This is a genomic window from Nakamurella lactea DSM 19367, from assembly GCF_000426645.1.
GTDB lineage: Bacteria > Actinomycetota > Actinomycetes > Mycobacteriales > Nakamurellaceae > Nakamurella > Nakamurella lactea.
Genome location: NZ_AUFT01000005.1, coordinates 203,569 through 226,338, shown reverse-complemented (window position 1 = coordinate 226,338; position 22,770 = coordinate 203,569). Strand labels below are relative to the sequence as shown.

Genomic DNA, 22,770 nt, shown 5'->3' with positions numbered 1-22,770 from the left:
TCAGAGACCCGGCGCTGTGGTCTCCTCGTCCGGAATTCGGTCGTCCTCGGACCGGTAGCCGGCCAGCGCCGCCGCCGCGCGTCGGCCGACCTCGGCGGCCAGATCGGGCCGGTCGACGATGACCGCGGCGCCGCCCAGTGACAGCACCAGCCGGATCAGCCATTCGTCGCTGGTGGCCGGGATGCTCACCTCGATGTCGCCGGTCGGCTCGCCGTTCGCCAGCACCGGTTCGCTGCTGGTGACCAGGTAGTACTCGGCGATCCACTGGGCGCCGCTGGCCAACCGCACGGTGACCGGGGAGCTGTCCAGGCCGGGGTGGAACATCCGGTCCGGGACGGTGGTCTCGAGCCAGAGCGTGCTCTGCGCCGGTTCGTCCAGCACCCTCGCCTCGTCGATCCGGTCGACCCGGAAGTTCCGGACAGCGCCTGCGGTGTGGCAGTAGGCCTCCAGATAGGTGTGCCCCTCCGTCAGCAGCAGCCGGAACGGGTCGACCTCGCGCTCGCTGACGGCGTCCCTGGACGCCGTGTAGTAGCGCATCCAGAGCCGGCGGCCCGATTCCACCGCAGTCCGCACGGTGGCCAGCGCCGGTGCGTCCTCGCCCGCGGCGACCCGGACCGCTGCGGCAGCCGCGCCGCCGCCGGCCCGCTCCAGTTTCGTCAGCGCCGACTGCACGGCACCGGCGTCGAGCAGGCCGGGCAGGTCGGCCAGCGCCCGCAACGCGGCGGTCAAAGCGACCGCTTCGTCACCGGTGAGTTTGACCGGGCGCTCCAACCCGGCCTGGAACCCCATCGACACGGTGCCGCCGTCCTCGTCCAGCACCACGTCGATCAGGTCGTCCGGGTAGTAGCCGGGCAGGCCGCAGACCATCAGCAGGTTGAGGTCGGCGGTCACCTGCTCGACCTCGACGCCGTACTCGGCGGCGATCTCGGTCATCGAGACGCCCGGCCGGCGCGCGATGTACGGCACCATCGACATCACCCGCGACAGCCGCTGGGCGGCGGTCTCGTTCACCTTCGATCCCCGGCCAGGGCCAGCGACCCCTGCAGCAGCCGGATGACCGCGTCCCGCAGGTCGGCCGGCTCCAGCACCTGGACGTCAGCTCCGCAGGCAGCGATCTCCCTGGCCGTCGCCCACAGCCCGGCGATCGGGATCCGCAACACGTCGAAACCCTCGGCGCCGGTGTCGCCGGTGGCCGCACTGATCAGTGCTGCTCCGCGCCGCAGCCCGACCGCCCGGCCGGGCCGGACCCGCACCTGCGCGCTGCGCTCCACGGGCTGCTCGGCGCTGCGCCGGACCTCCTCCATCAGGTCCAGCTCGGCCGGCGGCAGGTACGCGCCGGCCCGGCCTGATGCGGTGACGTCGCCGACGATCCGAGACAGCCGGAAGGTCCGCTGCTGCTGACGATCCAGGTCGTACCCGATGACGTACCAGCGGCCACGGAAGGACACCAGGCCCCAGGGCTGCACCTTGCGGGATTCCGGCTCGTCGGTGGCCGACTTGCGGTAGCCGAATCGCACCTGGCGCCGGGCCAGGGCGGCCGCCCGCAGCGGGCCGAACGCCGGATCGGCGGTGCGCACCCGCGGCTGCAGCAGCAGTCCGCGGGCCGACAGTCCTGGGCCGTCGGCAGATCCGTTCGCGTTCCGATCGGTGGCGTCCGGACCGGTGGCGTCAGGATCGGTGGCGTCGGGATCGGTGGCGTCGCGGAGTTTGCGCAGGGCCTGCTCGCCGGCCGAGGCCAGCGAGGTGGTCGCCCACAGTCGCGCGGCCAGGCCGACGGCCGCCGTCTCCTCCGGGGTGAAGGTGAGTTCCGGCAGCGAGAACTCATGCGGCGGAATGCGATAGCCGTCGTCGCCGTCGGTCTCCAGCGGCACGTTCAGCTCGCGCAGCTCGGTCTTGTCGCGTTCGAACATCCGGGAGAACGCCTCGTGGTTCGGGGCATCCGCGTAGCCGGCTACGTTGCGCCGGATCCAGCCGGCCGACCGGAACTGCCGGGTGTTCACCAGGGCGATCACCAGGTTGAGCAGCCGCTCGGCCTTTGCCGCGGTGGGTAATTGTGCCACCGGACCACTCTATGGTGCGCGGAGCTCCAGCCCGGTGCACCGGCCTCACATGGTCTCGATGAGCCGCGCCACCCGTTCGTCGGTCGCCTTGAACGGATCCTTCAGCAACACCGTCCGCTGCGCCTGGTCGTTGAGTTTCAGGTGTACCCAGTCGACGGTGTAGTCCCGGCCGGCCTGCTGGGCGGCGGTGACGAACTCGCCGCGCAGTTTTGCCCTGGTGGTCTGCGGCGGGATGCTCTCGGCGGCCACGATGTCGTCGTCGGTGACCACCCTGGCCGCCCGGCCCTTCGCCTGCAGCAGGCTGAAGACGCCGCGGCCGGGCCGCACGTCGTGGTAGGTGAGGTCCAACTGCGCGATCCGCGGGTGGTCGAGGTCCAGCCCGTTGCGGGTGGCGTAGGCGTCGATCAGCCGCTTCTTGATGGCCCAGTCGATCTCCGTGTCGATGCTGGACAGGTCGTCGGACTCGACCGCATTCAGGGTGCGTCCCCACAGATCCAGCACCCGGTCGGTGACCGGATCGCTCCCCCGCTCGGCGACGAAGTCCCTGGCCCTGGTGAAGTAGTCGATCTGCGCGTCCAGCGCCGACACCTCGCCACCGGCGGCCAGCCGGACCGGCCGGCGGCCGGTGATGTCGTGCGAGATCTCCCTGATCGCCCTGATCGGGTTCTCGAACGTGAAGTCCTTCAGCGGGACGCCCGCCTCGATCATCTCCAGCACCAGCGCGGCACTGCCGACCTTGACCAGGGTGGTGGTCTCGCACATGTTCGAATCGCCGACGATCACGTGCAGCCGGCGGTAGCGCTCGGCGTCGGCGTGCGGCTCGTCGCGGGTATTGATGATCGGACGCGACCGGGTCGTCGCCGAGGACACGCCCTCCCAGATGTGGTCGGCCCGCTGCGACAGGCAGTAGCCGGCCCCGCGGGGCGATTGCAGTACCTTGCCCGCTCCGGCGATCAGTTGCCTGGTCACCAGGAACGGGATCAAGCCGTCGGCGATCCGGGAGAATTCACCGGACCGGGAGATCAGGAAGTTCTCGTGGCAGCCGTAGGAGTTGCCGGCGGAGTCGGTGTTGTTCTTGAACAGGTAGATATCGCCGCCGATCCCCTCCTCGGCGAGCCGGCCCTCGGCGTCCACCACCAGGTCCTGCAGGATTCGCTCCCCGGCCTTGTCGTGGGCGATCAGTGTGGGCAGGTCGTCGCACTCGGCGGTCGCGTACTCCGGATGCGAACCGACATCCAGGTAGAGCCGGGACCCGTTGCGCAGGAACACGTTCGACGACCGACCCCAGGCAACCACCCGCCGGAACAGGTACCGGGCCACCTCGTCCGGTGAGAGCCGGCGTTGGCCGTGGAACGTGCAGGTGATGCCGAACTCGGTTTCCAGTCCCATGATCCGTCGGCGCATCGGCCCAGCCTATTCCAGCGCGCCCGGCGGCCGGGCGGGACCGTCCGGCGGCGCCGGCTGCTGTCTTGGCTCCGGACGGCGCCTGGTGGCGTCGCCGATGTCGCCGACCAGTTCCTCGATGACGTCCTCGAGCATCACCAGGCCGCGCCGGCGGTCCGGCATCGGGATCGCCACCACCCGCCCGGCCAACCGCTGTGCCTGGCCGCCGGTGGGATCGGCGGCGACCTGGGCCAGGTGGGCGCCGGCCCGGCGCATCCGGTCCAGTACGGCCCGCAGCTCGGTGCCCTCGGCGAATGCCGGCAGCACCCTGATCGTCTCGGCGGGCAGCGGATCGTCGCGGTGCTCCGGCGGTACCGCCATCACGTCCCTGATGTGCACGTATCCGATGTACCGGCCCTGCGCGTCGCGGATCGGGAACCGGGAGAATCCGGTGCGGGCACACATCTTTTCCACCTCGGCCGCGGTGGTCCCCTCGTCGAGCGCCACCACCTCGTCGTCCGGCAGCAACACCGAGTTCAGGGTGCCAGATTCGAAGTGCAGCGCCGAGGTGATCAGCTGGTGTTCCTCGGCGTCCAGCAGGCCCTCGGCGCGGGACTCGGCGACCAGGCCGGCCACCTCCTCCCTGGTGAACGTCGAGCTCACCTCGTCCTTCGGCTGCCGTCCGGTGGCCCTGACCACCAGGTTGGCGAAGGTGTTGAGGCCGCGCACAAGCGGGCCGAGGCCGACGGCGATGGCGCGCAGCGGCGGCGCCAGCAGCATCGCGGTGCGCTCAGGATCGGTCAGCGCCAGGTTCTTCGGCACCATCTCGCCGAGCGCGACGTGCGCGGACACCACCAACAGCAGCGCGATCACCAACGACACCGGATGCAACGCCGACTCGGGAACACCGAGCCGGTGGAACAGCGGCTCGAGGACGGTGGCCACCGCGGGTTCGCCGAGCGCACCGAGCAGCACCCCGCACAGGGTGATGCCCAGCTGGGCGGTCGCCATCATCAGCGACACGTCCTCCATCGCGCGCAGCGTCACCCTGGCCCTGGCGCTGTGCACGGCCAACGGCTCGACGACGGTGCGCCGGGCCGATACCAGCGCGAACTCGGCCGCCACGAAGAACGCGCTGACGAACAACAGCAGAATCACCAGCCCGATCAGCAGGATCTGCCCGGTCACGACTGGTGCCCCCGTCCGGGATCGATGCTGGACAGCTGCACCACGTCGACCCGGCGGCGGTCCACCTCGCGAGCGGTCAACCGGACGGTGACCGCCCTGGGCAGATCGTCCTCGGTGTCGGCCTCCAACCGCAGGCCGTCGCTCAGCGCGCCGAGCACCGCGTCGGCGGCGGCGTACGCGTCCACCTCGACGTGATCGCCGACGGCGGCCAACCGGCCGAGCCGGCTGACCAGTAGGCCGGCCACGGTCTCGTAGGCGCCGGACTCCGGCAGGGCGATACCGGTGATCTCCTCGATCTCGTCCGGTCGTAGGTTGCCGGTCAGCAGCCAGGTACCGTCGGCCAGACGTTCGCCGCGCCCGGCCACCGGGTCGTGCTCGTCGGTGATCTCGCCGACCAGCTCCTCGACCACGTCCTCAAGGGTGAGAATCCCCGCGGTGCCGCCGTACTCGTCGACCACCACCGCCATCTGCAGGCCGCGCGCCCGGAGCTGGTCGAGCAGATCGTCCAGCGGAATCGTCTCCGGTACCACCGGCACGTCCACCATCAACTGGGCGGCATGTACTCCGCCGCGCTCGTCCGGCGGAACGGCCACCGCACGTTTGAGATGCACCAGCCCCACCACGTCGTCGCTGTCCTCGCCGGACACCGGGAAGCGTGAGTGACCGGTCTGGATCCCGGCGGCGATGATGTCGTCAGCCGAATCGGTGGACTTGACGAACCGCACCCGCGGCCGCGGCGTCAGCACGTCCTGGGCGGTCTTGTCGGAGAAGGAGATCGACCTGGCCAACAGCCCGGCGGTCGGTCGCTCCAGGGTGCCCTGGGCGCCGGACCGTCGGACCAGCGACTCCAGTTCCTCGCTGGTTCGGGCGGAGCGCAGCTCCTCCTGCGGCTCGACACCGAACAACCGCAGGACGCCATTAGCGACGCCGTTGAGCACCCAGATCAGCGGTCGGAACAGCATGGTGGACAACCGCATCGGGGTGACGATGGCCTTTGCGGTGTCCATCGGCTCGGCGATCGCGATGTTCTTCGGCACCAGCTCGCCGAACACCATCGACAGCGCGGTGGCCACGATCAGCGCGATGGCGACGGCGATCGACTCCGCGGTCGCATGATTCAGTCCGATGCTCTGCAAAGGGCCGGACAACAATGCCGCCAACGACGGCTGCATGACGAAGCCCAGCGCCAAGGTGGTGACGGTGATCCCGACCTGGGCGCCGGACAGTTGGGTGGACAGCGACTTCAGCGCCAGCGACAGCGATCTGGCCCGCCCGTCCCCCTCGGCGGCCTGTCTGTTGACCGTTGCCCGGTCGACGGTGACGAAACTGAACTCGGCGGCCACGTAGAGCGCGGTGAAAGCGATCAGCACGAGTCCGACCCCCAGCAGGACCCACTCGGTGATCATTCCTGGCCCCCCGCGGGGTCACCTGCCCCGTCGCCGTCGGGGAATTCCGGTTCGGCGGGTTCGGTCGGCTCGGCGGGTCCGGTCGATTCGGTGGATTCGGCGGGATGTCCACCGTCGGTTGTCGCCTCGTCCGCGGCGTCGGGTGTGTCGGTGGCGAGGATCCCCGCGACCGCGACATCGTCCAGCCGCCGGAAGGTCCGGCCGAGCAGGCGCCGGTCCAGCACGGCGACCTCCAGCTGCGCCGGGGACAGCACCCGCTTCGTCCCGTCGGCGGCCGAGCCCAGCGCTGCCGCGCAGGAACGCATCGCGGTCGGCAGGTCCCAGCCGTCGGCGAAGGTCGCCTCCAGCGCCGCGGCCACCGGCTCTGTGACGCCGCCCATCACGACGAATCGTGGCTCGTCGAACATCGATCCGTCGTAGCTGATCCGGTAGAGCTGGTCGGCCGTCCCGTCGGTGGGTCCGTCCGGCGGTCCCACCTCGGCGACGCAGAGTTCGACCTCCAACGGCTTGGAGTGCTCGGAGAACACCGAGCCGAGCGTCTGCGCGTAGGCGTTCGCCAGCCACCGCCCGGTGACGTCGCCCCGGTCGTAGGAATAGCCGCGGACGTCGGCCAACCGGATGCCGGCCGTCCGCAGGTTCTCGTACTCGTTGTACCGCCCGGTGGCCGCGAAACCGATCCGGTCGTAGATCTCCGAGACCTTGTGCAGGGTCGGCGACGGGTTCTCGGCGACGAACAGCACGCCACCGGAGAAGATCACCGCGACCACACTCCGGCCGCGCGCGATGCCCTTGCGGGCGTAGTCGGACCGGTCCCGCATGAACTGTTCAGGCGATGCATAGATCGGCATCGTCACGTTCGGTGTGCTCCTCGATCAGCTTGCGTCGACAGGGATATCGGGTTCATTCGCCGATCAACCGCCCGGATTCGTCATCCGGCCGGCGACGACCTGTTCGGAGACTTCGCCGACCGCCTCATCGGTCCACCGGACGGCGCCGTCGCGGCCGATGGTCACCACTACCGGGAAGATCCGCCGGGTCAGGTCGGGTCCGCCGGTCGCCGAATCCTCGTCGGCGGCGTCGTACAGCGCCTCGACGGCGAACCGAACGGCGGAAGCGGGGTCGCTGCCGCGGACGAAACGCTTCTTCAACGCCGATCTGGCGAAGGTCGACCCGGAGCCGACGCCGTAGTAGTCGTGCTCCTCGTACCGGCCGCCGGTCACGTCGTAGGAGTAGATCCGGCCGGTCCGCGTCGGGTCCGAGATCGACAGGTCGTAGCCGACGAACAGCGGCAGCACCGCCAGCCCCTGCAGGGCGGCGCCGAGGTTCCCCCTGATCATCGACGCGAGCCGGTTGGCCTTGCCGTCCAGGGAGAGCTTGGCGCCCTCGATCTTCTCGTAGTGCTCGAGTTCGAGCCGGAACAACCGGACCATCTCGATAGCCATCCCGGCGGTGCCGGCGATGCCGATCGCCGAGTGCGAATCGGTGACGAAGACCTTCTCAATGTCACGCTGGGCGATCACGTTGCCCATGGTGGCACGTCGATCGCCGGCCAACACCACACCGTCTGCGCAGGTCAGTGCCACCACCGTGGTGCCGTGCCTGAGCTCCGGCAGCGGACCGAGGTCGCGGCCGTGCCCGGGCAGCAATTGAGGTTCGGCGCGGGCAAGGAATTCGGAGAACGAGCCGGTGCCCGGGGTCAGATACGCGGCCGGGATGGCCTGCGCCGGCCAGTCCGAACTCATCGGATTACTGCCCGCCCTTCTGCACGTACGCCCGGACGAAGTCTTCCGCGTTGGTCTCCAGCACGTCGTCGATCTCGTCGAGGATGTCGTCGGTCTCCGTCGCCAGCTTCTCGCGTCGTTCCTGACCGGCCGCGTCGCCACCCGGCGTCTCGTCGTCTCCCCCGCCGCCGCCCTGCCGGGTGGTCTGCTCCTGTGCCATCTCGTCTCCTCGTCATCCCGGGCGGATCCCGAGTCGAACCGCTGAGTCAAACCTTACCGAGCGCGGCGGACATCGCTCGGGCGGCGCTCGCCGCGCCGCGGACCAGTTCGTCGCCGACCGGCGCGACCGCCAGGCGTATCAGTGCTGGGCGGTGAGCGCGTCGACCAGTTCGGCAGCGTCGGCAGCGTTGTCCATCAGCTCACCGACGTGCGCCCTGGTACCGCGGGTCGGCTCCATTGTCGGGATCCGCACCAGCGACTCGCGGCCGACATCGAAGATCACCGAGTCCCAGGAGGCAGCGGCCAGCGCATCGGCGAACTTCGACACGCACCGTCCACGGAAGTAGGCGCGGGTGTCGACGGGCGGGTCGACCATCGCGGCCAGCACCGCATCCTCGCTCACCAGCCGCTTCATCGAGCCGCGGGAGACCAGCCGGTTGTACAGCCCCTTGTCCAGTCGGATGTCGGAGTACTGCAGGTCGACCATGGCCAGCCGCGAAGCGCCCCAACCCAAACCGTCCCGCTGCCGGAACCCCTCCAGCAGGCGAAGTTTCGCCGGCCAGTCCAATTCGCCGGCCAGCTGCATCGGGTCGGTGTCCAGCCGGTCGAGCACATCGATCCAACGGTCGAGGACGGCAACCGTGTGCTCGTCGGCGTCGGCACCGAACCGATCTGCGACGAACCCGGCGGCCCGCTCGTGGTAGGCCCGCTGCAGGTCGATACCGGTCATTCGGCGGCCGTCGGCCAGCGGCACCGTGGTCTTCAGCGACGGATCGTGCGAGATCGCGTGCACCGCCGACACCGGACCGTCGAGCTCCAGATCGGACAACGGGACACCCGCCTCGATCAGCGACAGCACCATCGCCGTCGTGCCGAGCTTGAGGTACGTGGACAGCTCCGCGAGGTTGGCATCGCCGATGATCACGTGCAGCCGTCGGTACTTGTCCGCGTCCGCGTGCGGTTCGTCCCTGGTGTTGATGATGCCGCGTTTGAGAGTTGTCTCCAGCCCCACCTCGACCTCGATGTAGTCGGCCCGCTGGGACAGCTGGTAACCGTCCACCTGGCCGGTCCGGCCGATCCCGACCCGGCCCGAACCGGTGAACACCTGACGCGAGGCGAAGAACGGCATCAACCCCGAGATCAGTTGCGGGAACATGGTTTCCCGGCTGCACAAGTAGTTCTCGTGGGTTCCGTAACTGGCGCCCTTGCCGTCGACGTTGTTCTTGTACATCTGGATCGCCTTGGTGCCGGGCACCGCTGAAGCGAGCAGGGCCGCCCGTTCCATCACCCGCTCGCCGGCCTTGTCGTACAGCACGGCGTCCAGTGGGTTGGTGACTTCCGGTGCGGAGAACTCCGGATGGGCGTGGTCGACGTACAGCCGCGCACCGTCGGACAGGATGACGTTCGCCGCACCGAGGTCGTCGACGTCCGGATCCACGGACTGCCCGAACAGCGCCGACAGGTCATAGCCCCTGGCGTCCCGCAACGGCGACTCCACCTCGTAGTCCCACCGGGCCCGGCGGGCCCGCGGCGCCGCCACCGACGCGGCGTAGGCCAGTACCACCTGGGTCGAGGTCATCACCGGGTTGGCCGTCGGATCGCCCGGAACAGAGATCCCGTACTCGACTTCGGTCCCCATGATCCGGCGCGCGCTCATGACCCCAACGTTATCGTCAGCGGAAATCCGATCGCGCCCCTGCCTACCCTGAAGTCAACGGACATCCCGGACGACAGTCTCACTCCGCGGAGGGTGATTCGCATGAACGGAACCGCAACCCGAACACTCGACAAGGACGACGGCGACCCGTCGGCCGGCACCCGGGTGACCATCGAAGAGTTCGCCATCCCGGCCACCCTCGAGGCACCCGGTGGCACCGATTTCCGCCGCATGGTCCAGGTGCGCAATGCGATCGAGGTCGCGAGCGCCGGCACGGTCGATCTGCAACCGACTGCCGAACAGTTGATCCAGGCGTGGAACAACTTCGAGTTCGAGCCCAAGCGCATGTTCCTGGCCAGGGTGGACGGCGACATCGTGGGTCGCGGCACCTATGAATGGCAGCCGGAAGGCCCCCCGCGGATCGCCTTCCTGGCGGTCGAAGTGCTTCCGCAGCACCGGCGCACCGGAATCGGAGCCGCACTCCTGCGGACCATCGAGTCAGCCGCAGCCGCCGACGGTCGTTCGGTGTTCCAGGCCTGGGCACTGCACGGCGTACCGGGCGGAGCGACCACCATCTCGCCACCGACAGGATTCGGCACGGTGGACGCCGACCGACCCGAGGTGCGCTTCCTGCGACGGCACGGCTACTCCCTCGAACAGGTGGAGCGGGTCTCCAAGCTCACCTTCCCGGTCGCCGAACCCTCGCTGCAGCAACGGTTCGACACGGCCGCCGGTCATGCCGACGGGTACCGGATCGAGTCCTGGGTGGCCGACGTCCCGGAGCGCTGGGTTGACGATCTGGCCTACCTGCACTCCCGGATGGTGACCGACGCTCCCAGTGCCGCCCTGGAGTTCGACGAGGAGGACTGGACACCGGCGCGGGTGGCCAAGATCAGCGAGCAGGTCGAGGCGGCCGGCGACCAACTGCTCAGCGTGGCGGCGATCGACGCCGGCACCGACAGGGCCGTGGGCTTCAGCAATCTGGTGGTGCCGTCCGACGCGTCCCGGCCGGCCGTTCAGGAGGACACCCTGGTAGTGCGCGAGCACCGGGGCCATCGGCTGGGCACACTGCTGAAGATCGCGAATCTTCAACAGCTGCAACGCATCAGCCCGCGAACGCCCTCGGTCACCACCTTCAACGCCGAGGAGAACCGGCCGATGCTGGACGTCAACGAGGCGGTCGGGTTCGTCCCGATCGGCTCCGAGGGAGCCTGGAAGAAGGCAGTGCCCGAGCCCAAGTCTCGACCCTGAGCGAAGCAGTGGTCACAGCGCGAGCTGGACCATTCCTCCCGGTGGCGTCCGGTAATGGTCGACGATCTTATTCAACTCGGACTGGTAGTAGAGCGGATACAGCAGTTTGCCGGCGAATCCGAAACGATCAGCCCCGGAAGACCTGCAGCGGCGCGGAACTCTGCACCACCGGCATCAGTTCGATGACGTTCACGTTGACGTGCGCCGGCTGTGACGTGCACCAGTACACCGACTCGGCAATGTCGTCGGCGGTCAGCGGCTGCACGCCTTCGTAGACGGCATCTGCCTTCGCCCGGTCGCCGTCGAAGCGGACGACGGAGAACTCGGTGCCGCCGCAGAGGCCCGGTTCGATGCAGGTCACCCGGACGCCGGTGCCGTGCAGGTCGCTGCGTAGATTCAGACTGAACTGGTGCACGAACGCCTTCGTCGCCCCGTAGACATTGCCGCCCGGGTAGGGGTAGGTGCCGGCGATCGAGCCGAGGTTGACGATGTGCCCGCGGCCCCGGTCGACCATGCCCGGCAGCACCGCTCGGGTGACGTGCACCAGCCCGGTGCAGTTGGTCGCGATCATCTGATCCCAGTCGGCCAGCTCGGCCCGCTGGGCAGGTCCGAGACCCTTGGCGAGGCCGGCGTTGTTCACCAACACATCGATCTCAGCGAACCCGGACGGCAGGCCGGCGACCGTTTCGGCGATCGCGCCGAGGTCCCGAATATCCAGTGCCGCAACGTGAATCGAGTCGCCGAGGTCGTCAGCCAGGCGACGCAGTCGATCCTCCCGGCGGGCGGTGGCCACCACCCGCCAACCCTCGGCGACGAACCGACGGACCGTCGCCTCACCGAATCCGGCACTCGCCCCGGTCACAAAGGCTGTTCTGCTCATCGCGGTGATCCGTCCTTCCGGCTCTTTCTCCGGCCCCCGATCTTGCCAGTGGCGGCGACGGTCGGGTCGCGGCGGTCGATCAACGCCTGGATACCGTCCAGGATGCAGTTCAGGCCGAACCGGAAGCCGAGCAGGTCCTGGTCAACTCCGGGCGGCAACTCTTCGCTGCGGGGTCGGGCCGTCATATCCGGCGACCAGGCCAGCCGGTGCAGCGCCGGGTACTCATCCGCCGTCACCACGGTGCGCAACACCGCACCGTAGTCAGCCTCCGGTTGCCCGGTAACGGCCGCCGCCTTTGCCGCCTGGTGCGCCATCCTGGCATCGCCGAGCGAATATATGGACACCGCGCCGATCACGGCCATCTTCTCCGCCTCCCGCAACGGGGTATCCGCCATCGCCGCCAACGCCTGCTCGACGAAGGCCAGCGACTGCGGCCCGGCCGGAGGTGCGGCCAGCGGCATCTCCAGGAGCCAGGAACGCAGTAGCACTGCGGCGCGCTGCGCCTCGGCCCAGTCCGCCAGACGCTCCCGCCAGGTGCCGCCGCTGATCTCACCGAGCCCGGCGGCGCTGGAGTTCCACATCAGCAGGTGCAGTTCGTCCTTGGACCGGACGTAGCGGTACATCGACATGGTGCTGAAGCCGAGTTCGCGGGCGAGCCTGGCCATCGAAACGGCGGCCAGCCCTTCGTCGTCGGCGATCCGGATGGCGGTGGCGACGATGGTGTCGATGCTCAGGGACGGCTTCGGGCCGGTGCGGCCGCGCTCCTTGCGACCCCAGAGCACGTCGAGTCCCGGCGGGAGTTCGGCGAGGATCAGATCGTCGGCGGGCGGAACGGGTTCGGCCATGTCCTATGCGTACCCGGCGAAATTCATCTTGACAAATCCGCGTATGGCACCAACCATTCGCGTTATGGCATACACAGTTACTGAACCTGAGAGCCTTCCCACTCGCCCGCTGATGATCGACGTCCGGGCACTGTCCAAGGCCTACGGCGCGAATGTCGTGCTGGACAACGTCTCTCTGCAGGTGCTGTCCGGCACCAGCTACGCCCTACTCGGGCAGAACGGCGCCGGCAAGACCACCTTGATCCGGATCCTGAGCACCCTGGTCACCGCCGACGCCGGTTCGGCGTCGGTAAACGGGTCCGACGTCGCCGCGGACTCCGGCGCCGTCCGGGCCAGCATCAGCCTGACCGGACAGCACGCCGCGGTTGACGAGATGCTGACCGGCCGGGAGAACCTGGTGATGATGGGCCGGCTCCGCCGACTCGGCGTCCGCGGCGCACGCCGGCGGGCCGACGAGCTGATCGGCGCCTTCGACCTGGCGGAGTTCGCCGGCCGGACGGTCAAGGGCTACTCCGGTGGTATGCGCCGACGGCTTGACCTGGCCGTCAGCCTGGTCGCCGAGGTGCCGTTGCTGTTCCTGGACGAGCCGACCACCGGTCTCGACCCGGTCAGCAGGAACCAACTGTGGAACGAGGTCCGAGAACTCGGTGCCCGCGGGACCACCATCCTGCTGACCACCCAGATGCTGGACGAGGCCGACCGGCTGGCCGACCGGATCGGCATCCTGCACGATGGCGCCGTCGCGGCCGAAGGAACACCGGACGAACTCAAGGAACGCGCCGGCGGCGAGCTGCTCGACGTCACCTTCGACAGCGCGCAGACCGCCAGCGCCGCCGCCGATCTGCTCGGTTCCGCGGTTCGCGGGACGGTGACCCTGACGGCCTCGTCGGCGACCGTCTCGATCGGCACCGATGGCACCGCGAACGCCGTCAAGGACGTCCTGGACCGGTTGGCCCTCGGCGGGTTCGCGGCCCGGTCGCTGTCCACCGCTCGCCCCACCCTGGATGACGTTTTCGCCGATCTGACCGGCACCACGAACACGAACAACAAGGAGCAGGCAGCATGACCGTCACCGCATCGGCACCCTCCACCGCTACCGCCCCGCCCGGCCACCCGTCCAGCTCGCTCGGCCTCGCCGAGGTGCTGTCCGATGTCCGGGTGATGGTCGGCCGCAGCCTGCGCCGGTCGTCCCGGGACGGCGAGGCGCTGGTGATGGCCGTGATGTTGCCGGTCGCCCTGATGCTGCTGTTCGTCTACGTATTCGGCGGCGCGATCGAGGTCGGCACCGACTACATCAACTACGTTGTGCCCGGAATCATCCTGCTGTGTGCGGGTTTCGGCGCCGCTTCGACAGCCACGTATGTCGCCAACGACGCCGTCACCGGAGTTGTCGACCGATTCCGCTCGATGCCGATCTTCGGCTCCGCCTGCCTGATCGGGCATGTGGTGGCCAGTGTCGTGCGGAACCTGCTCGCGACAGTTGTGGTGATCGGGGTGGCCCTGCTGATCGGCTGGCGACCGTCGGCCGGTCCGGTCGAATGGCTGCTGACGCTTGTCTTCCTGGTGCTGTTCATGACGGCCGTTTCGTTCCTGTCGGCGGCGCTCGGCCTGCTGGTCGGCAGCGTGGAAGCGGCCAACAGCGTCACCTTCGTGATGCTCTTCCTGCCGTACGTGTCCAGCGCGTTCGTGCCGCCGGACACCATGCCGGCAGCGCTGCGCGGGTTCGCCGAGCACCAGCCGATCACGCCGATGATCGAGACCCTGCGCGGTCTGTTGATGGGCTCGGTGATCGGCAGCAGCTGGTGGATCGCTGCCGTCGAATGGGCCGCAGTGCTGGCGGTCTCGGCGGTCGGCGCCGGGTTGTTGTTCCGTCGCAAGACCCGCTGATCTGACGACCCCGACGAGGCCGGCAGGTCGCGCGACGAGTACGGGTATTCGCGGACCGCTCCGCCGACTCTGCAGTGCAGATCGACAGCAGTGCAGAACCGACGAAGTCGGCCGCCCGGCCGCCTTCGACTCGTCGTGAGGAACAGCCCATGAAGCGCTATCTGATCGCCCTGATCACCGGTGCCTTGCTGGTGGGCGGCGTCACCGCTGCCTCCGGATCGCCGACGCCCGCGCCCCCGCCGAAACCGTCCGCCGACCTCGGCGATCAAACCAACGCCGTCTCCACACCTGTCCCGCTGGCGATCGGGAGCAAGAATGCCACCATCAAACGCGAGTACACGCAGCTGGCCACCGCGTGCCGGCTCTACGACTCGCGGAGCACCACCCGGCTGGCATCCAACTCGACCAGGACGATCCCGTTGACCAAGTGCCCGGCGATCCCCTCCTACGCCACCTCGCTGACCGTCTCGCTGTCGGCGATCACCCCCACCCACGCCGGCTACCTGCGGGCCTGGGCGAACGGCGCGGCGGAGCCGTCCCAGACCGTGCTGCAGTGGGGATCGTCCAGCACCACCACGGGTGCGAACATCACGATGAGCAGCAGCGGGGTGAAGGTGCACTCGTTCGGCGGGCCGGTCGATCTGGTGGTCGACGTGGCCGGCTACTGGAACGAAGCCATCTACGCCGACATCCTCACCGCATCGACCACCCAGTTCGCCGACATGTATTCGTCCACCGGGATGATCTCCGGGTACTCCAGCTCGCTCGCCTCCCCGGGTCAGATTGTCGTCTCGGTCCGGCGCGATATCCTCTACTGCGATATCCAGGCCACCGCTGAATCCGCCGGATACATCGCCAGTGCCGTTTACACGTCCAGCAACTCGTTCGTCGTCAGGGTGACCGACTCGAACGGCGCCGCAGCCCGGGCGTATGCCTCGGTCGTGGTGAACTGCTGATCGCACACCCGAAGGGTGCGGCCCGCAGCGCCGGCCGAGTACGCCGTTACAGGTACCGGCCGGTGCTCGGGGCGGTGCCGATGGCCCCCCGAACTTTCGTACTGTATGTCTGTGGCACATCAGACAGTCGGCCCGATCCAGGTCAAGCGGACTTCCTACTAGCACCAGCATCTTCGATCTCTACCAAATCCCTGACGCCGACGTTTCTGATCTGCCGGTGCCCGGCCGACGAACCAGCGACCCTGGAGATCCGGTGAACGTTCAGCGTCATACAGGCGAGGCCCTGGTCGGCTATCACTTTTTCTGTGTGCGAACTCCTCCAGGAGCGTCGCAGATCATGACTCCATTATTCCGGGATGATCCTGAGGACGACCTGCCTGAGCACGATCCACCACGGCATGTCAACGTGTACCCAGGCGAAGGAATCTGCATTCCGATCAAGTCGGACCCGGGTCCGATCCTGATCGGTGTCACGATCGGCACCCCCGAACCTCACCCAGAATCGACCGAACCCGCGCTCTCCTGGAGCAGCCCGGCCCCGATCAACCTCGGCAGCCGCGAACTCACTGTCGAATCGATAGCAGCTCCACCACAGGGGTTGAGGGACCCGATCGAGCTGCCGACGACCACGATGTCCGTGCGCATCGACTGGGAGTACGGCCCACCCAGACCGGACCAGGTCGATCCGTTCACCGAGAAGGTCTTCTTGTACTTCTGGTAGGCCGAGTGTCGTCGGCCGCCAGCGGCCGCCCGGAAACTAGAGGTACTGGCCGGTGCTGGGGGCGGTGTCGATGGCCCGTGATCCCTCGGACTGCTTGCCGGACACCAGGGTGCGGATGTAGACGATCCGCTCCCCCTTCTTGCCGGAGATGCGCGCCCAGTCGTCCGGGTTGGTGGTGTTCGGCAGGTCCTCGTTCTCGGCGAACTCGTCGACGATCGCCTCCTGCAGATGCCCGACCCGTAGCCCGGAGGCGCCGGTCTCGATCTTCGCCTTGATGGCGGCCTTCTTGGCCCGGTCGACGATGTTCTGGATCATCGCGCCCGAGTTGAAGTCCTTGAAGTACAACACTTCCTTGTCGCCGTTGGCGTAGGTCACCTCGAGGAACCGGTTCTCGTCGGTCTCGGCGTACATCCGCTCGACCGTCAGCTGGATCATCCCGGCGATGGTCGCCTCCCGGTTGCCGGCGTTCTCGGCCAGATCGTCGGCGTTGATCGGCAGACCGGGCGTCAGATACTTGGCGAAGATGTCCCTGGCCGCCTCGGCGTCCGGCCGCTCGATCTTGATCTTCACGTCCAGCCGGCCGGGCCGCAGGATGGCCGGGTCGATCATGTCCTCGCGGTTCGAGGCGCCGATCACGATGACGTTCTCCAGGCCCTCGACGCCGTCGATCTCGCTGAGCAGCTGCGGAACGATGGTGGTCTCGACGTCCGAGGAGACGCCGGTCCCCCTGGTCCGGAACACCGAGTCCATCTCGTCGAAGAAGACGATCACCGGAGTGCCCTCGGAGGCCTTTTCCCTGGCCCGTTGGAAGATCAGCCGGATGGTCCGTTCGGTCTCGCCGACGTACTTGTTCAGCAGCTCGGGGCCCTTGATGTTCAAGAAGTAGCTCATCACCTTCTCCTCGCCGCGGGCCCTGGCGACCTGCTTGGCGAGTGAGTTGGCCACGGCCTTGGCGATCAACGTCTTGCCGCAGCCTGGCGGGCCGTACAGCAGTACACCCTTCGGCGGCCGCAGCTGGTACTCATGGAACAGCTCGGCATGCAGGAACGGCAGCTCGACCGCGTCCCTGATCTGTTCGATCTGCCGGCCGAGGCCGCCGATGTCGGAGTAGGCGACGTCCGGAACCTCCTCCAGCACCAGGTCCTCGACCTCGGACTTCGGCACCCGCTCGTAGGCGTACCCGGCCTTGGTGTCCACCAGCAGCGAGTCCCCCGGCTTGAGCGGGCTGTCCAACAGCGGCGCGGCCAGATGCACCACCCGCTCCTCGTCGGCATGGCCGACCACCAGTGCGCGGTGGTCGTCCAGCACTTCACGCAGCGTGCTGACCTCACCCACCACGTCGAAGCCGGTCCCCTCGACCACGGTCAGCGCCTCGTTCAGCCGCAGCTGTTGACCCCGCTGCAACGCCGCGACGTCGACGTTCGGCGAGACCGACAACCGCATCCGCCGGCCGGCCGTGTAGACCTCGACCGACGACTCCGGTCCGGTGCCGAGGAACACGCCATAACCGCTGGGTGGCTGCGCCAGCCGGTCGACCTCCTCCTTCAGCTGCAGCAGCTGGGTCCGCGCATCGCGGAGGGTGACGACCAGCTTCTCGTTGCGCTCGGTGAGCGTCGCGATCCGGTTGCCGGCCTCGGTGAGCTGACGTTCGAGCGGACGGGTGTCCATCGGTGCACTGGCCAGTCGGCGGCGGAGCTGCGCGAGTTCGTCGGTCAGCACCCGGACCTGGGTCTGCAACTGGGCCGGGCTCATCCCGACCGCTGGCGCCTCCTCGGGTCCGTCGTTCCGGTCGTCGCCGGAGATAGGCGTCGAATCGCTGTAGGTCACGTGGATCTCCGTTCGTTCCTAGTCAAAACCCTACCCGTGGCCCCGACGCACTTTCCCGGGCCGGACCGGCGTGCCGCGCCGGCACTGCGGCATCCGGCCCGGCGCCGCCGGGAGATCCCGGGCGAATCGGCCGTCACCGGCCGCGGAATTTGACAGACTGCAGGCGTCAGACGGGACCGACCGGGGTCCCGCCGCCGACGCGAAGGGCACCCGATGAGTGCACCACCACCCGAGCAGTCGTCCCACCGCCCGGCCGGCCCGCCGGGGTTCGGCCGACAGGTGCCCACCCGATCGAACACCAGGGTGCTGCTGATCACGGTGCTCGCGGTGGTGCTGGTCGGCGGCGGCCTGTCCGCCTGGCTGCTGTCGGCGCCGTCGTACGACCGGGCGACGGCCCGCGGCACCGCCGAGGCCTTCGCCGACGCGCTGAATTCCAGCAACGTCGATGCGGCGAAGGAACTGCTGTGCTCCACCGACCGACGCGGCTTCGGTCAATCGACGGCGGGTGCACTCGGCAGCGTGAACGTCACCCTCGACCGGGTCGACGCCGACAGCGACAAGGGCACCGCGGTCTTCACGATGTCGGCGAACGTTGCCGGAGCCAGTATCGGCCGTCAAGATGTGACGATCCCGCTGCAGCGCACCGGTGACGACGGGCAGTGGGAGATCTGCGGCCTGTCCGATGCCGGGTTCGGCAACTGACCGTGCGTGCGCATCAGCGTCATCCTGGTCCGCATCACCGCTGTCCACCCGGCGTCACCCCCGCTGTGCCGACGAGTCCCGCCCACGAAAACGGAGAACAGCCGTGACGGAGAATCCGCCGCCCTACCGGCCCAGCGGGCCGCAGCCCGGGGGTCAGCCGCCCTACGGGCAACCTCCCTACAACGCCGGCCCGCAGCAACCGGGCTCACCGCAACCGCGCCCACCGCAACCGGGACAGTGGGCGCCCGGGCCGCAGGCCCCGCGGCCCGCTGACGCCGGCCGGTCCGACTACCGGCCGGCAGCGCCGTCAGCCCCGCACCCGGCCACCGGATACCCGGTGCCGGCCGGACCGCCGACTCGGAATCTTGCGCAGCAGCCGCCCGGCCGGCCCTACCAGCCGACCGGGCAGTACCCCGCCGGACCGCCGCCGCAGCAACCGCCGAACGGCCCCTACGGCGGCGGGCCTGGCTGGTCGGGTGCACCGAACCCGGGAAAGAAGCGGTCTGCAACGCCGTGGATCGCGGCGGCCGGGGTGATCGTGCTGGCCGCGGCCGCCGTGGTGATCGTGCTGCTGACGAACAACGACAGCGGCACGCCGGCAGATCCGGCGTCGACCGAACCGCAGACGGTCGGCACCATCCGTGCCTACCCATCGCTGGAGTTCACCACCGATCCGGCCGAGGCGGAGTCGCAGAAGCGGGCCCAGCAGGTCGGCGAGGCCTGGGTGAAGGCGGTGAACGCCCAGGACCTGGAGGCCGCGACCCGACAGATGTGCGCTCGCAACGCCGGCATCAGCGCCGGTGAGTTGTTCGGCGGGCTGGAGCAGGGCTCGATGAAGCCGGGCAACGCGGCCGTCAACGGCAAGAAGGGCTCGTTCGGGATCACCTACTCGTCGACCAACGCCGGGGAGCAGACCGGCGCCGTGCCGATGGTCCTCGAGGACGACAGCTGGACCATCTGCCTGGCCTGACCGGGCGCAGTGCGGCCGACCGATCCCCCGGCCGCGGGCCCGGGCTGACGGCACACCGGTGGATCAGCGAGTGGCGGTCGGCCGGCGCTGCGGACGCGGGGTACTGACCCCGGGCGCGAGTTTGCGGGCCGACAGCAGGAACGCGGTGTGCCCGATCATCCGGTGCTCCGGGCGGACCGCCAGGCCGACCAGATGCCATTCGCGGTGCATCGACTCCCAGGCCTGCGGTTCCGTGTAGCCGCCGTCCTCGCGCAGCGCCTCGGCGACCCTGGACAACTGGGTGGTGCTCGCCACGTAGACGATCAGCACCCCGCCGGGCACCAGGTTGGCGCTGACCGTCGGCAGCATCGCCCATGGTTCCAGCATGTCCAGCACGATCCGGTCCACCTCGCCCGTGTGCACGGCCATGTCGGCGATCCGCAGCGACCAGTTCTCCGGATGCTCGCCGAAGAACCGCTGAACGTTGCGTTCGGCATGCTCGGCGTGGTCCTCCCGGACCTCGTAGGAGATCACCGAGCCGGTCGGCCCGACCGCCCGCAACAGCGAACAGGTCAACGCGCCGGAGCCGGCGCCGGCCTCCAGCACGGTGGCGCCGGGGAAGATGTCGCCCCAGTGCACGATCTGGGCGGCGTCCTTCGGGTAGATCACCGCGGCACCGCGCGGCATCGACAACACGTAGTCGGTGAGCAGCGGCCGGAGCGCCAGGTAGGGCGTGCCGTTCGCGGAGTTCACCACGCTTCCCTCGGGGACACCGATCAGCAGGTCGTGGTCGATGGCGCCGCGATGGGTGTGGAACTGCGCGCCGGTCTCCAGGATCACCGTGTACTTGCGGCCCTTGGTGTCGGTCAACTGCACGCGGTCGCCCACGACGAATTCGCGCGCAAGCTCGCTCATGATGTTTCCTCGGATCGTCGGTCGGCGGGTGGGGCTCCCGCCGGCTCGGCGCCTGGAAGGCCACTGCTGTCGTTGTCACGGTTGTCGGTGTCGAGTATCCGGGTCAACTCGGCCCTGGCCAAAACGCCGGCCGCCAGGCCCTCGTCGTCGACCAGCAGGAAGGTCTGCCCCGAGCTCCTCGCCAGGGCGTCCCGCAGCTCGGCCGGGCCGTCGGTGGTGAGCACCACGTCGGTCGGGTTCACCGGCCGCAGGTCGGCGCCGGCCGCCGCCCCGACCACCGGCACACTCGCCCCGATGAGTGCGGCGGCCAGCCGGCCGGCCGGCGACTCCGGATCCGCCGGGCCGTCGGGGCCGTCCGGGTCGTCACCGAGTTCCTGGGCCTCGCGGCGCCACTCCACCATGGCGGTTGCCGCCAGATGGACCACCAGAGCAACGATCACCACCGCCTGCGCGGCCGCGCCCGGCGGACCGTTGAACCAGACCAGGGCGGCCAGCACCAGCAGTCCGGCGCACACCACCGAGGTGGACAGGTAGCCGGCGATACTGCCGGTGCGCCAACTGCCGCTGATCCGCCACACCGCCATCCGCACCACCTCCCCGCCGTCCAACGGGTAGGCGGGCAACAGGTTGAAGATCGTCAGCAGCGCGTTGGTGACCCCGATCGCCATCGCCAGCAGCCACGGCGTGGTGCGGGAGTCGAAGAGCTGGGCGGCAGCGAATCCGGCGGCCGAACAGACCGCGGACATGGCCGGCCCGGCGATCGCGACCCAGGCGTCCCGGCCGGCCCCTGCCGACCCGATCAGATCGGTCTGCCCGCTCAGCACGTCGAAGCGGATCCGGACCACCCGGCGGCCGACCGAGCGGGCCGCGAACAGGTGGCCGAGCTCGTGCAGCAGCACGCTGACCATCAGCAACAAGGTCAACGCGACCGCGGCCAGACCCAGGGACAAGGCAGTGCGATCCGGCAGCACCCGACCGGCGAGCACCGCGACGACGACCACCACGATCAGCAACGACACCGGCCAGCTGCGGGTCAGCAGGATGGGCACCCCGGCGATCCGACCCAGCTGGGTGCCCGGCGATCGGGTTGCCCGTGCTGGTGCCATGGACACAGCCTAGGGACCATCCCTGGCCCGATGCGCAGGGCCGGCGACAGCCGATCGTCAACTGCCGACGGATGCGGCAATCTGACGAGCGACTCGACCAGGAGATCACCGAGCTCGTCTCGGCCTGGGAGGAGCGGACCGCCGGCCGGGATCCGGAGCGCAGCACCTACCAGTACTTCGCCATCCTGCAGCCGTTCCCGGACCTGCCGAACGAGCGGAGCTGAGTCGCCGGCAGGCGCCGGCCCCGGCTCCGGGTGGCGGCAGCTACCCTCGACCGGTGACTTCCGCGCAGCCGTCCGCCGACCCGGACAGTGACGCCCTCTACATACCGCTGGGCGACGGCCGGTACCTACCGACCGTGCACACCGAGGGCGCCTGGAACTCAGCCGAGCAACACATGGCACCTGCCTCCGGGCTGCTCACCGAGGCGATCGAGAACTGTTCGGACAGAACCGATCTGGTGACGTCCCGGATCTCCTTCGACATTCTCGGGATGATCCATCGCCGCGAGGTGCAGGTCGCCGCTTCGGTGATCCGTCCCGGCCGGACGATCGAGCTGGTGCAGGCCGAGATGTCGGCCGGCGGCCGGACCCTGGTCCGGGCCACCGCCTGGCGGCTGGCGGTCGCCGACACCTCCGACGTCGCCGGTTCCGAGCTACCGACCATGCCGGGTCCGGACTCGGCCGAGCCCTGGGACGGCACCAGCACCTGGGAGGGCGGCTTCATCGCCGGGTTGGAGTTCCGGGTCGTTCCGGGCCGACGGCCCGGGCGCGGGCGGGTGTGGATCCGGACCGAACATCCGCTGATCGAGGGCCGGGCGGCCGGCAACCTGGCCGGCTACGTCGGGCTGATCGACAGCGCGAACGGGATCGCGGTCCGGGTGGATCCGGCCGAGTTGCTGTTCCCCAACACCGATCTGACGATCCATTTCGTGCGACAGCCGCGGGGCAGGTGGCTCGGCCTGGACACCTCGGTCAGCTTCGGGCCGGAAGGCGTCGGCCTCACCTCCTCGGTGCTGCACGACGAGCAGGGCCCGATCGGCATCGCCGCCCAGTCGCTGACGATTCGGCGCCGCGGCTGAGCGCTCCGACCGCCAG

Annotated in this window: 23 protein-coding genes; 9 read left to right on the top strand and 14 right to left on the bottom strand. The window is 69.1% G+C overall.

What is annotated here, in order from left to right; all coding sequences use genetic code 11:
- The 9 genes from K340_RS27405 to dop form a co-directional block, all read right to left on the bottom strand.
- Complete coding sequence (locus K340_RS27405) at positions 1–1,011, bottom strand: helix-turn-helix transcriptional regulator (protein WP_051265039.1); 1,011 nt, start codon at positions 1,009–1,011, stop codon at positions 1–3.
- A complete protein-coding gene (locus K340_RS0104295) occupies positions 1,008–2,060 on the bottom strand; it encodes a helix-turn-helix transcriptional regulator (protein WP_037362653.1) in 1,053 nt (350 codons plus the stop codon). Before K340_RS0104295 ends, K340_RS27405 begins: the two co-directional genes overlap by 4 nt.
- 45 nt (positions 2,061–2,105) lie before the next feature.
- Complete coding sequence (pafA, locus tag K340_RS0104290) at positions 2,106–3,464, bottom strand: Pup--protein ligase (RefSeq protein WP_029135805.1); 1,359 nt, start codon at positions 3,462–3,464, stop codon at positions 2,106–2,108.
- A gap of 9 nt (positions 3,465–3,473) precedes the next feature.
- Positions 3,474–4,631: a hemolysin family protein gene (locus K340_RS27400; RefSeq protein ID WP_037362651.1), complete on the bottom strand. Its 1,158-nt coding sequence runs from the start codon at positions 4,629–4,631 to the stop codon at positions 3,474–3,476.
- On the bottom strand, positions 4,628–6,037 hold the full coding sequence (locus tag K340_RS0104280) for a hemolysin family protein (protein WP_029135804.1): 1,410 nt from the start codon (positions 6,035–6,037) through the stop codon (positions 4,628–4,630). The genes K340_RS27400 and K340_RS0104280 overlap by 4 nt, the downstream gene beginning before the upstream one ends.
- Positions 6,034–6,891, bottom strand: coding sequence for a proteasome subunit alpha (prcA, locus tag K340_RS27395; protein WP_084614031.1), 858 nt, complete (start codon positions 6,889–6,891; stop codon positions 6,034–6,036). Before prcA ends, K340_RS0104280 begins: the two co-directional genes overlap by 4 nt.
- Before the next feature lie 57 nt (positions 6,892–6,948).
- Entirely contained in the window at positions 6,949–7,779 is an 831-nt protein-coding gene (prcB, locus tag K340_RS0104270) for a proteasome subunit beta (RefSeq protein WP_029135803.1), read from the bottom strand.
- A 4-nt stretch (positions 7,780–7,783) separates the two neighbouring features.
- The gene (locus tag K340_RS0104265) at positions 7,784–7,978 is read right to left on the bottom strand and encodes a ubiquitin-like protein Pup (protein WP_029135802.1); all 195 of its coding nucleotides are present in this window, start codon (positions 7,976–7,978) and stop codon (positions 7,784–7,786) included.
- A gap of 138 nt (positions 7,979–8,116) precedes the next feature.
- A complete protein-coding gene (gene dop, locus K340_RS0104260) occupies positions 8,117–9,634 on the bottom strand; it encodes a depupylase/deamidase Dop (protein WP_029135801.1) in 1,518 nt (505 codons plus the stop codon).
- Between the two features lie 102 nt (positions 9,635–9,736).
- Between dop and K340_RS0104255 the strand changes: the two genes are divergently transcribed.
- Positions 9,737–10,885: a GNAT family N-acetyltransferase gene (locus tag K340_RS0104255; RefSeq protein ID WP_051265037.1), complete on the top strand. Its 1,149-nt coding sequence runs from the start codon at positions 9,737–9,739 to the stop codon at positions 10,883–10,885.
- 127 nt (positions 10,886–11,012) lie between these two features.
- Here K340_RS0104255 and K340_RS0104250 read toward each other — a convergent pair whose 3' ends face one another.
- Together K340_RS0104250 and K340_RS27390 are read right to left on the bottom strand one after the other, a co-directional pair.
- Positions 11,013–11,765 carry an SDR family oxidoreductase gene (locus K340_RS0104250; protein ID WP_037362649.1) on the bottom strand — a complete coding sequence of 251 codons (753 nt, stop codon included), beginning with the start codon at positions 11,763–11,765 and terminating at the stop codon, positions 11,013–11,015.
- The gene (locus K340_RS27390; RefSeq protein ID WP_051265035.1) at positions 11,762–12,610 is read right to left on the bottom strand and encodes a TetR/AcrR family transcriptional regulator; all 849 of its coding nucleotides are present in this window, start codon (positions 12,608–12,610) and stop codon (positions 11,762–11,764) included. The genes K340_RS0104250 and K340_RS27390 overlap by 4 nt, the downstream gene beginning before the upstream one ends.
- Positions 12,611–12,674: 64 nt before the next feature.
- Here K340_RS27390 and K340_RS0104240 point away from each other — a divergent pair, with 64 nt between their 5' ends.
- The 4 genes from K340_RS0104240 to K340_RS0104225 all read left to right on the top strand — a co-directional run bounded on the left by K340_RS0104240 (position 12,675) and on the right by K340_RS0104225 (position 16,174).
- Positions 12,675–13,676, top strand: coding sequence for an ATP-binding cassette domain-containing protein (locus tag K340_RS0104240; RefSeq protein WP_211229257.1), 1,002 nt, complete (start codon positions 12,675–12,677; stop codon positions 13,674–13,676).
- Positions 13,673–14,497 carry an ABC transporter permease gene (locus K340_RS0104235; RefSeq protein WP_084614030.1) on the top strand — a complete coding sequence of 275 codons (825 nt, stop codon included), beginning with the start codon at positions 13,673–13,675 and terminating at the stop codon, positions 14,495–14,497. Before K340_RS0104240 ends, K340_RS0104235 begins: the two co-directional genes overlap by 4 nt.
- 149 nt (positions 14,498–14,646) lie before the next feature.
- Positions 14,647–15,453: a hypothetical protein gene (locus K340_RS0104230; protein WP_029135796.1), complete on the top strand. Its 807-nt coding sequence runs from the start codon at positions 14,647–14,649 to the stop codon at positions 15,451–15,453.
- Between the two features lie 253 nt (positions 15,454–15,706).
- A complete protein-coding gene (locus K340_RS0104225; RefSeq protein WP_154674069.1) occupies positions 15,707–16,174 on the top strand; it encodes a hypothetical protein in 468 nt (155 codons plus the stop codon).
- Between the two features lie 36 nt (positions 16,175–16,210).
- Here the strand turns inward: K340_RS0104225 and arc are convergent, their stop codons facing one another.
- The gene (arc, locus tag K340_RS0104220) at positions 16,211–17,926 is read right to left on the bottom strand and encodes a proteasome ATPase (RefSeq protein WP_084614078.1); all 1,716 of its coding nucleotides are present in this window, start codon (positions 17,924–17,926) and stop codon (positions 16,211–16,213) included.
- A gap of 288 nt (positions 17,927–18,214) precedes the next feature.
- On the opposite strand from arc, the gene K340_RS0104215 reads away from it, so the two are divergent.
- Entirely contained in the window at positions 18,215–18,703 is a 489-nt protein-coding gene (locus K340_RS0104215; RefSeq protein ID WP_029135793.1) for an Rv0361 family membrane protein, read from the top strand.
- 103 nt (positions 18,704–18,806) lie between these two features.
- Positions 18,807–19,673 (top strand): hypothetical protein, encoded by an 867-nt coding sequence (locus tag K340_RS0104210; RefSeq protein ID WP_154674068.1) that lies wholly within the window; start codon positions 18,807–18,809, stop codon positions 19,671–19,673.
- 63 nt (positions 19,674–19,736) lie between these two features.
- On the opposite strand, the gene K340_RS0104205 is transcribed toward K340_RS0104210, so the two are convergent.
- Positions 19,737–20,567: a tRNA (adenine-N1)-methyltransferase gene (locus tag K340_RS0104205; RefSeq protein ID WP_029135791.1), complete on the bottom strand. Its 831-nt coding sequence runs from the start codon at positions 20,565–20,567 to the stop codon at positions 19,737–19,739.
- Positions 20,564–21,673: a M50 family metallopeptidase gene (locus tag K340_RS0104200; protein WP_154674067.1), complete on the bottom strand. Its 1,110-nt coding sequence runs from the start codon at positions 21,671–21,673 to the stop codon at positions 20,564–20,566. The genes K340_RS0104205 and K340_RS0104200 overlap by 4 nt, the downstream gene beginning before the upstream one ends.
- 71 nt (positions 21,674–21,744) lie before the next feature.
- On the opposite strand from K340_RS0104200, the gene K340_RS35680 reads away from it, so the two are divergent.
- Complete coding sequence (locus tag K340_RS35680; protein WP_154674066.1) at positions 21,745–21,897, top strand: hypothetical protein; 153 nt, start codon at positions 21,745–21,747, stop codon at positions 21,895–21,897.
- Positions 21,898–21,950: 53 nt separating this feature from the next.
- Entirely contained in the window at positions 21,951–22,754 is an 804-nt protein-coding gene (locus K340_RS0104190) for a thioesterase family protein (protein ID WP_029135789.1), read from the top strand.
- The last annotated feature ends 16 nt before the right edge of the window (positions 22,755–22,770 follow it).

What these genes read in the sequence shown, in the direction of transcription:
- pafA (WP_029135805.1), bottom strand. Translation starts at nt 3,464, where the DNA reads ATGCGCCGACGGATCATGGGACTGGAAACCGAGTTCGGCATCACCTGC.
- K340_RS0104280 (WP_029135804.1), bottom strand. Translation starts at nt 6,037, where the DNA reads ATGATCACCGAGTGGGTCCTGCTGGGGGTCGGACTCGTGCTGATCGCT.
- prcB (WP_029135803.1), bottom strand. Translation starts at nt 7,779, where the DNA reads ATGAGTTCGGACTGGCCGGCGCAGGCCATCCCGGCCGCGTATCTGACC.
- K340_RS0104265 (WP_029135802.1), bottom strand. Translation starts at nt 7,978, where the DNA reads ATGGCACAGGAGCAGACCACCCGGCAGGGCGGCGGCGGGGGAGACGAC.
- dop (WP_029135801.1), bottom strand. Translation starts at nt 9,634, where the DNA reads ATGAGCGCGCGCCGGATCATGGGGACCGAAGTCGAGTACGGGATCTCT.
- K340_RS0104255 (WP_051265037.1), top strand. Translation starts at nt 9,737, where the DNA reads ATGAACGGAACCGCAACCCGAACACTCGACAAGGACGACGGCGACCCG.
- K340_RS0104250 (WP_037362649.1), bottom strand. Translation starts at nt 11,765, where the DNA reads ATGAGCAGAACAGCCTTTGTGACCGGGGCGAGTGCCGGATTCGGTGAG.
- K340_RS27390 (WP_051265035.1), bottom strand. Translation starts at nt 12,610, where the DNA reads ATGGCCGAACCCGTTCCGCCCGCCGACGATCTGATCCTCGCCGAACTC.
- K340_RS0104240 (WP_211229257.1), top strand. Translation starts at nt 12,675, where the DNA reads ATGGCATACACAGTTACTGAACCTGAGAGCCTTCCCACTCGCCCGCTG.
- K340_RS0104235 (WP_084614030.1), top strand. Translation starts at nt 13,673, where the DNA reads ATGACCGTCACCGCATCGGCACCCTCCACCGCTACCGCCCCGCCCGGC.
- K340_RS0104230 (WP_029135796.1), top strand. Translation starts at nt 14,647, where the DNA reads ATGAAGCGCTATCTGATCGCCCTGATCACCGGTGCCTTGCTGGTGGGC.
- arc (WP_084614078.1), bottom strand. Translation starts at nt 17,926, where the DNA reads ATGAGCCCGGCCCAGTTGCAGACCCAGGTCCGGGTGCTGACCGACGAA.
- K340_RS0104215 (WP_029135793.1), top strand. Translation starts at nt 18,215, where the DNA reads ATGAGTGCACCACCACCCGAGCAGTCGTCCCACCGCCCGGCCGGCCCG.
- K340_RS0104205 (WP_029135791.1), bottom strand. Translation starts at nt 20,567, where the DNA reads ATGAGCGAGCTTGCGCGCGAATTCGTCGTGGGCGACCGCGTGCAGTTG.
- K340_RS0104200 (WP_154674067.1), bottom strand. Translation starts at nt 21,673, where the DNA reads ATGGCACCAGCACGGGCAACCCGATCGCCGGGCACCCAGCTGGGTCGG.
- K340_RS35680 (WP_154674066.1), top strand. Translation starts at nt 21,745, where the DNA reads ATGCGGCAATCTGACGAGCGACTCGACCAGGAGATCACCGAGCTCGTC.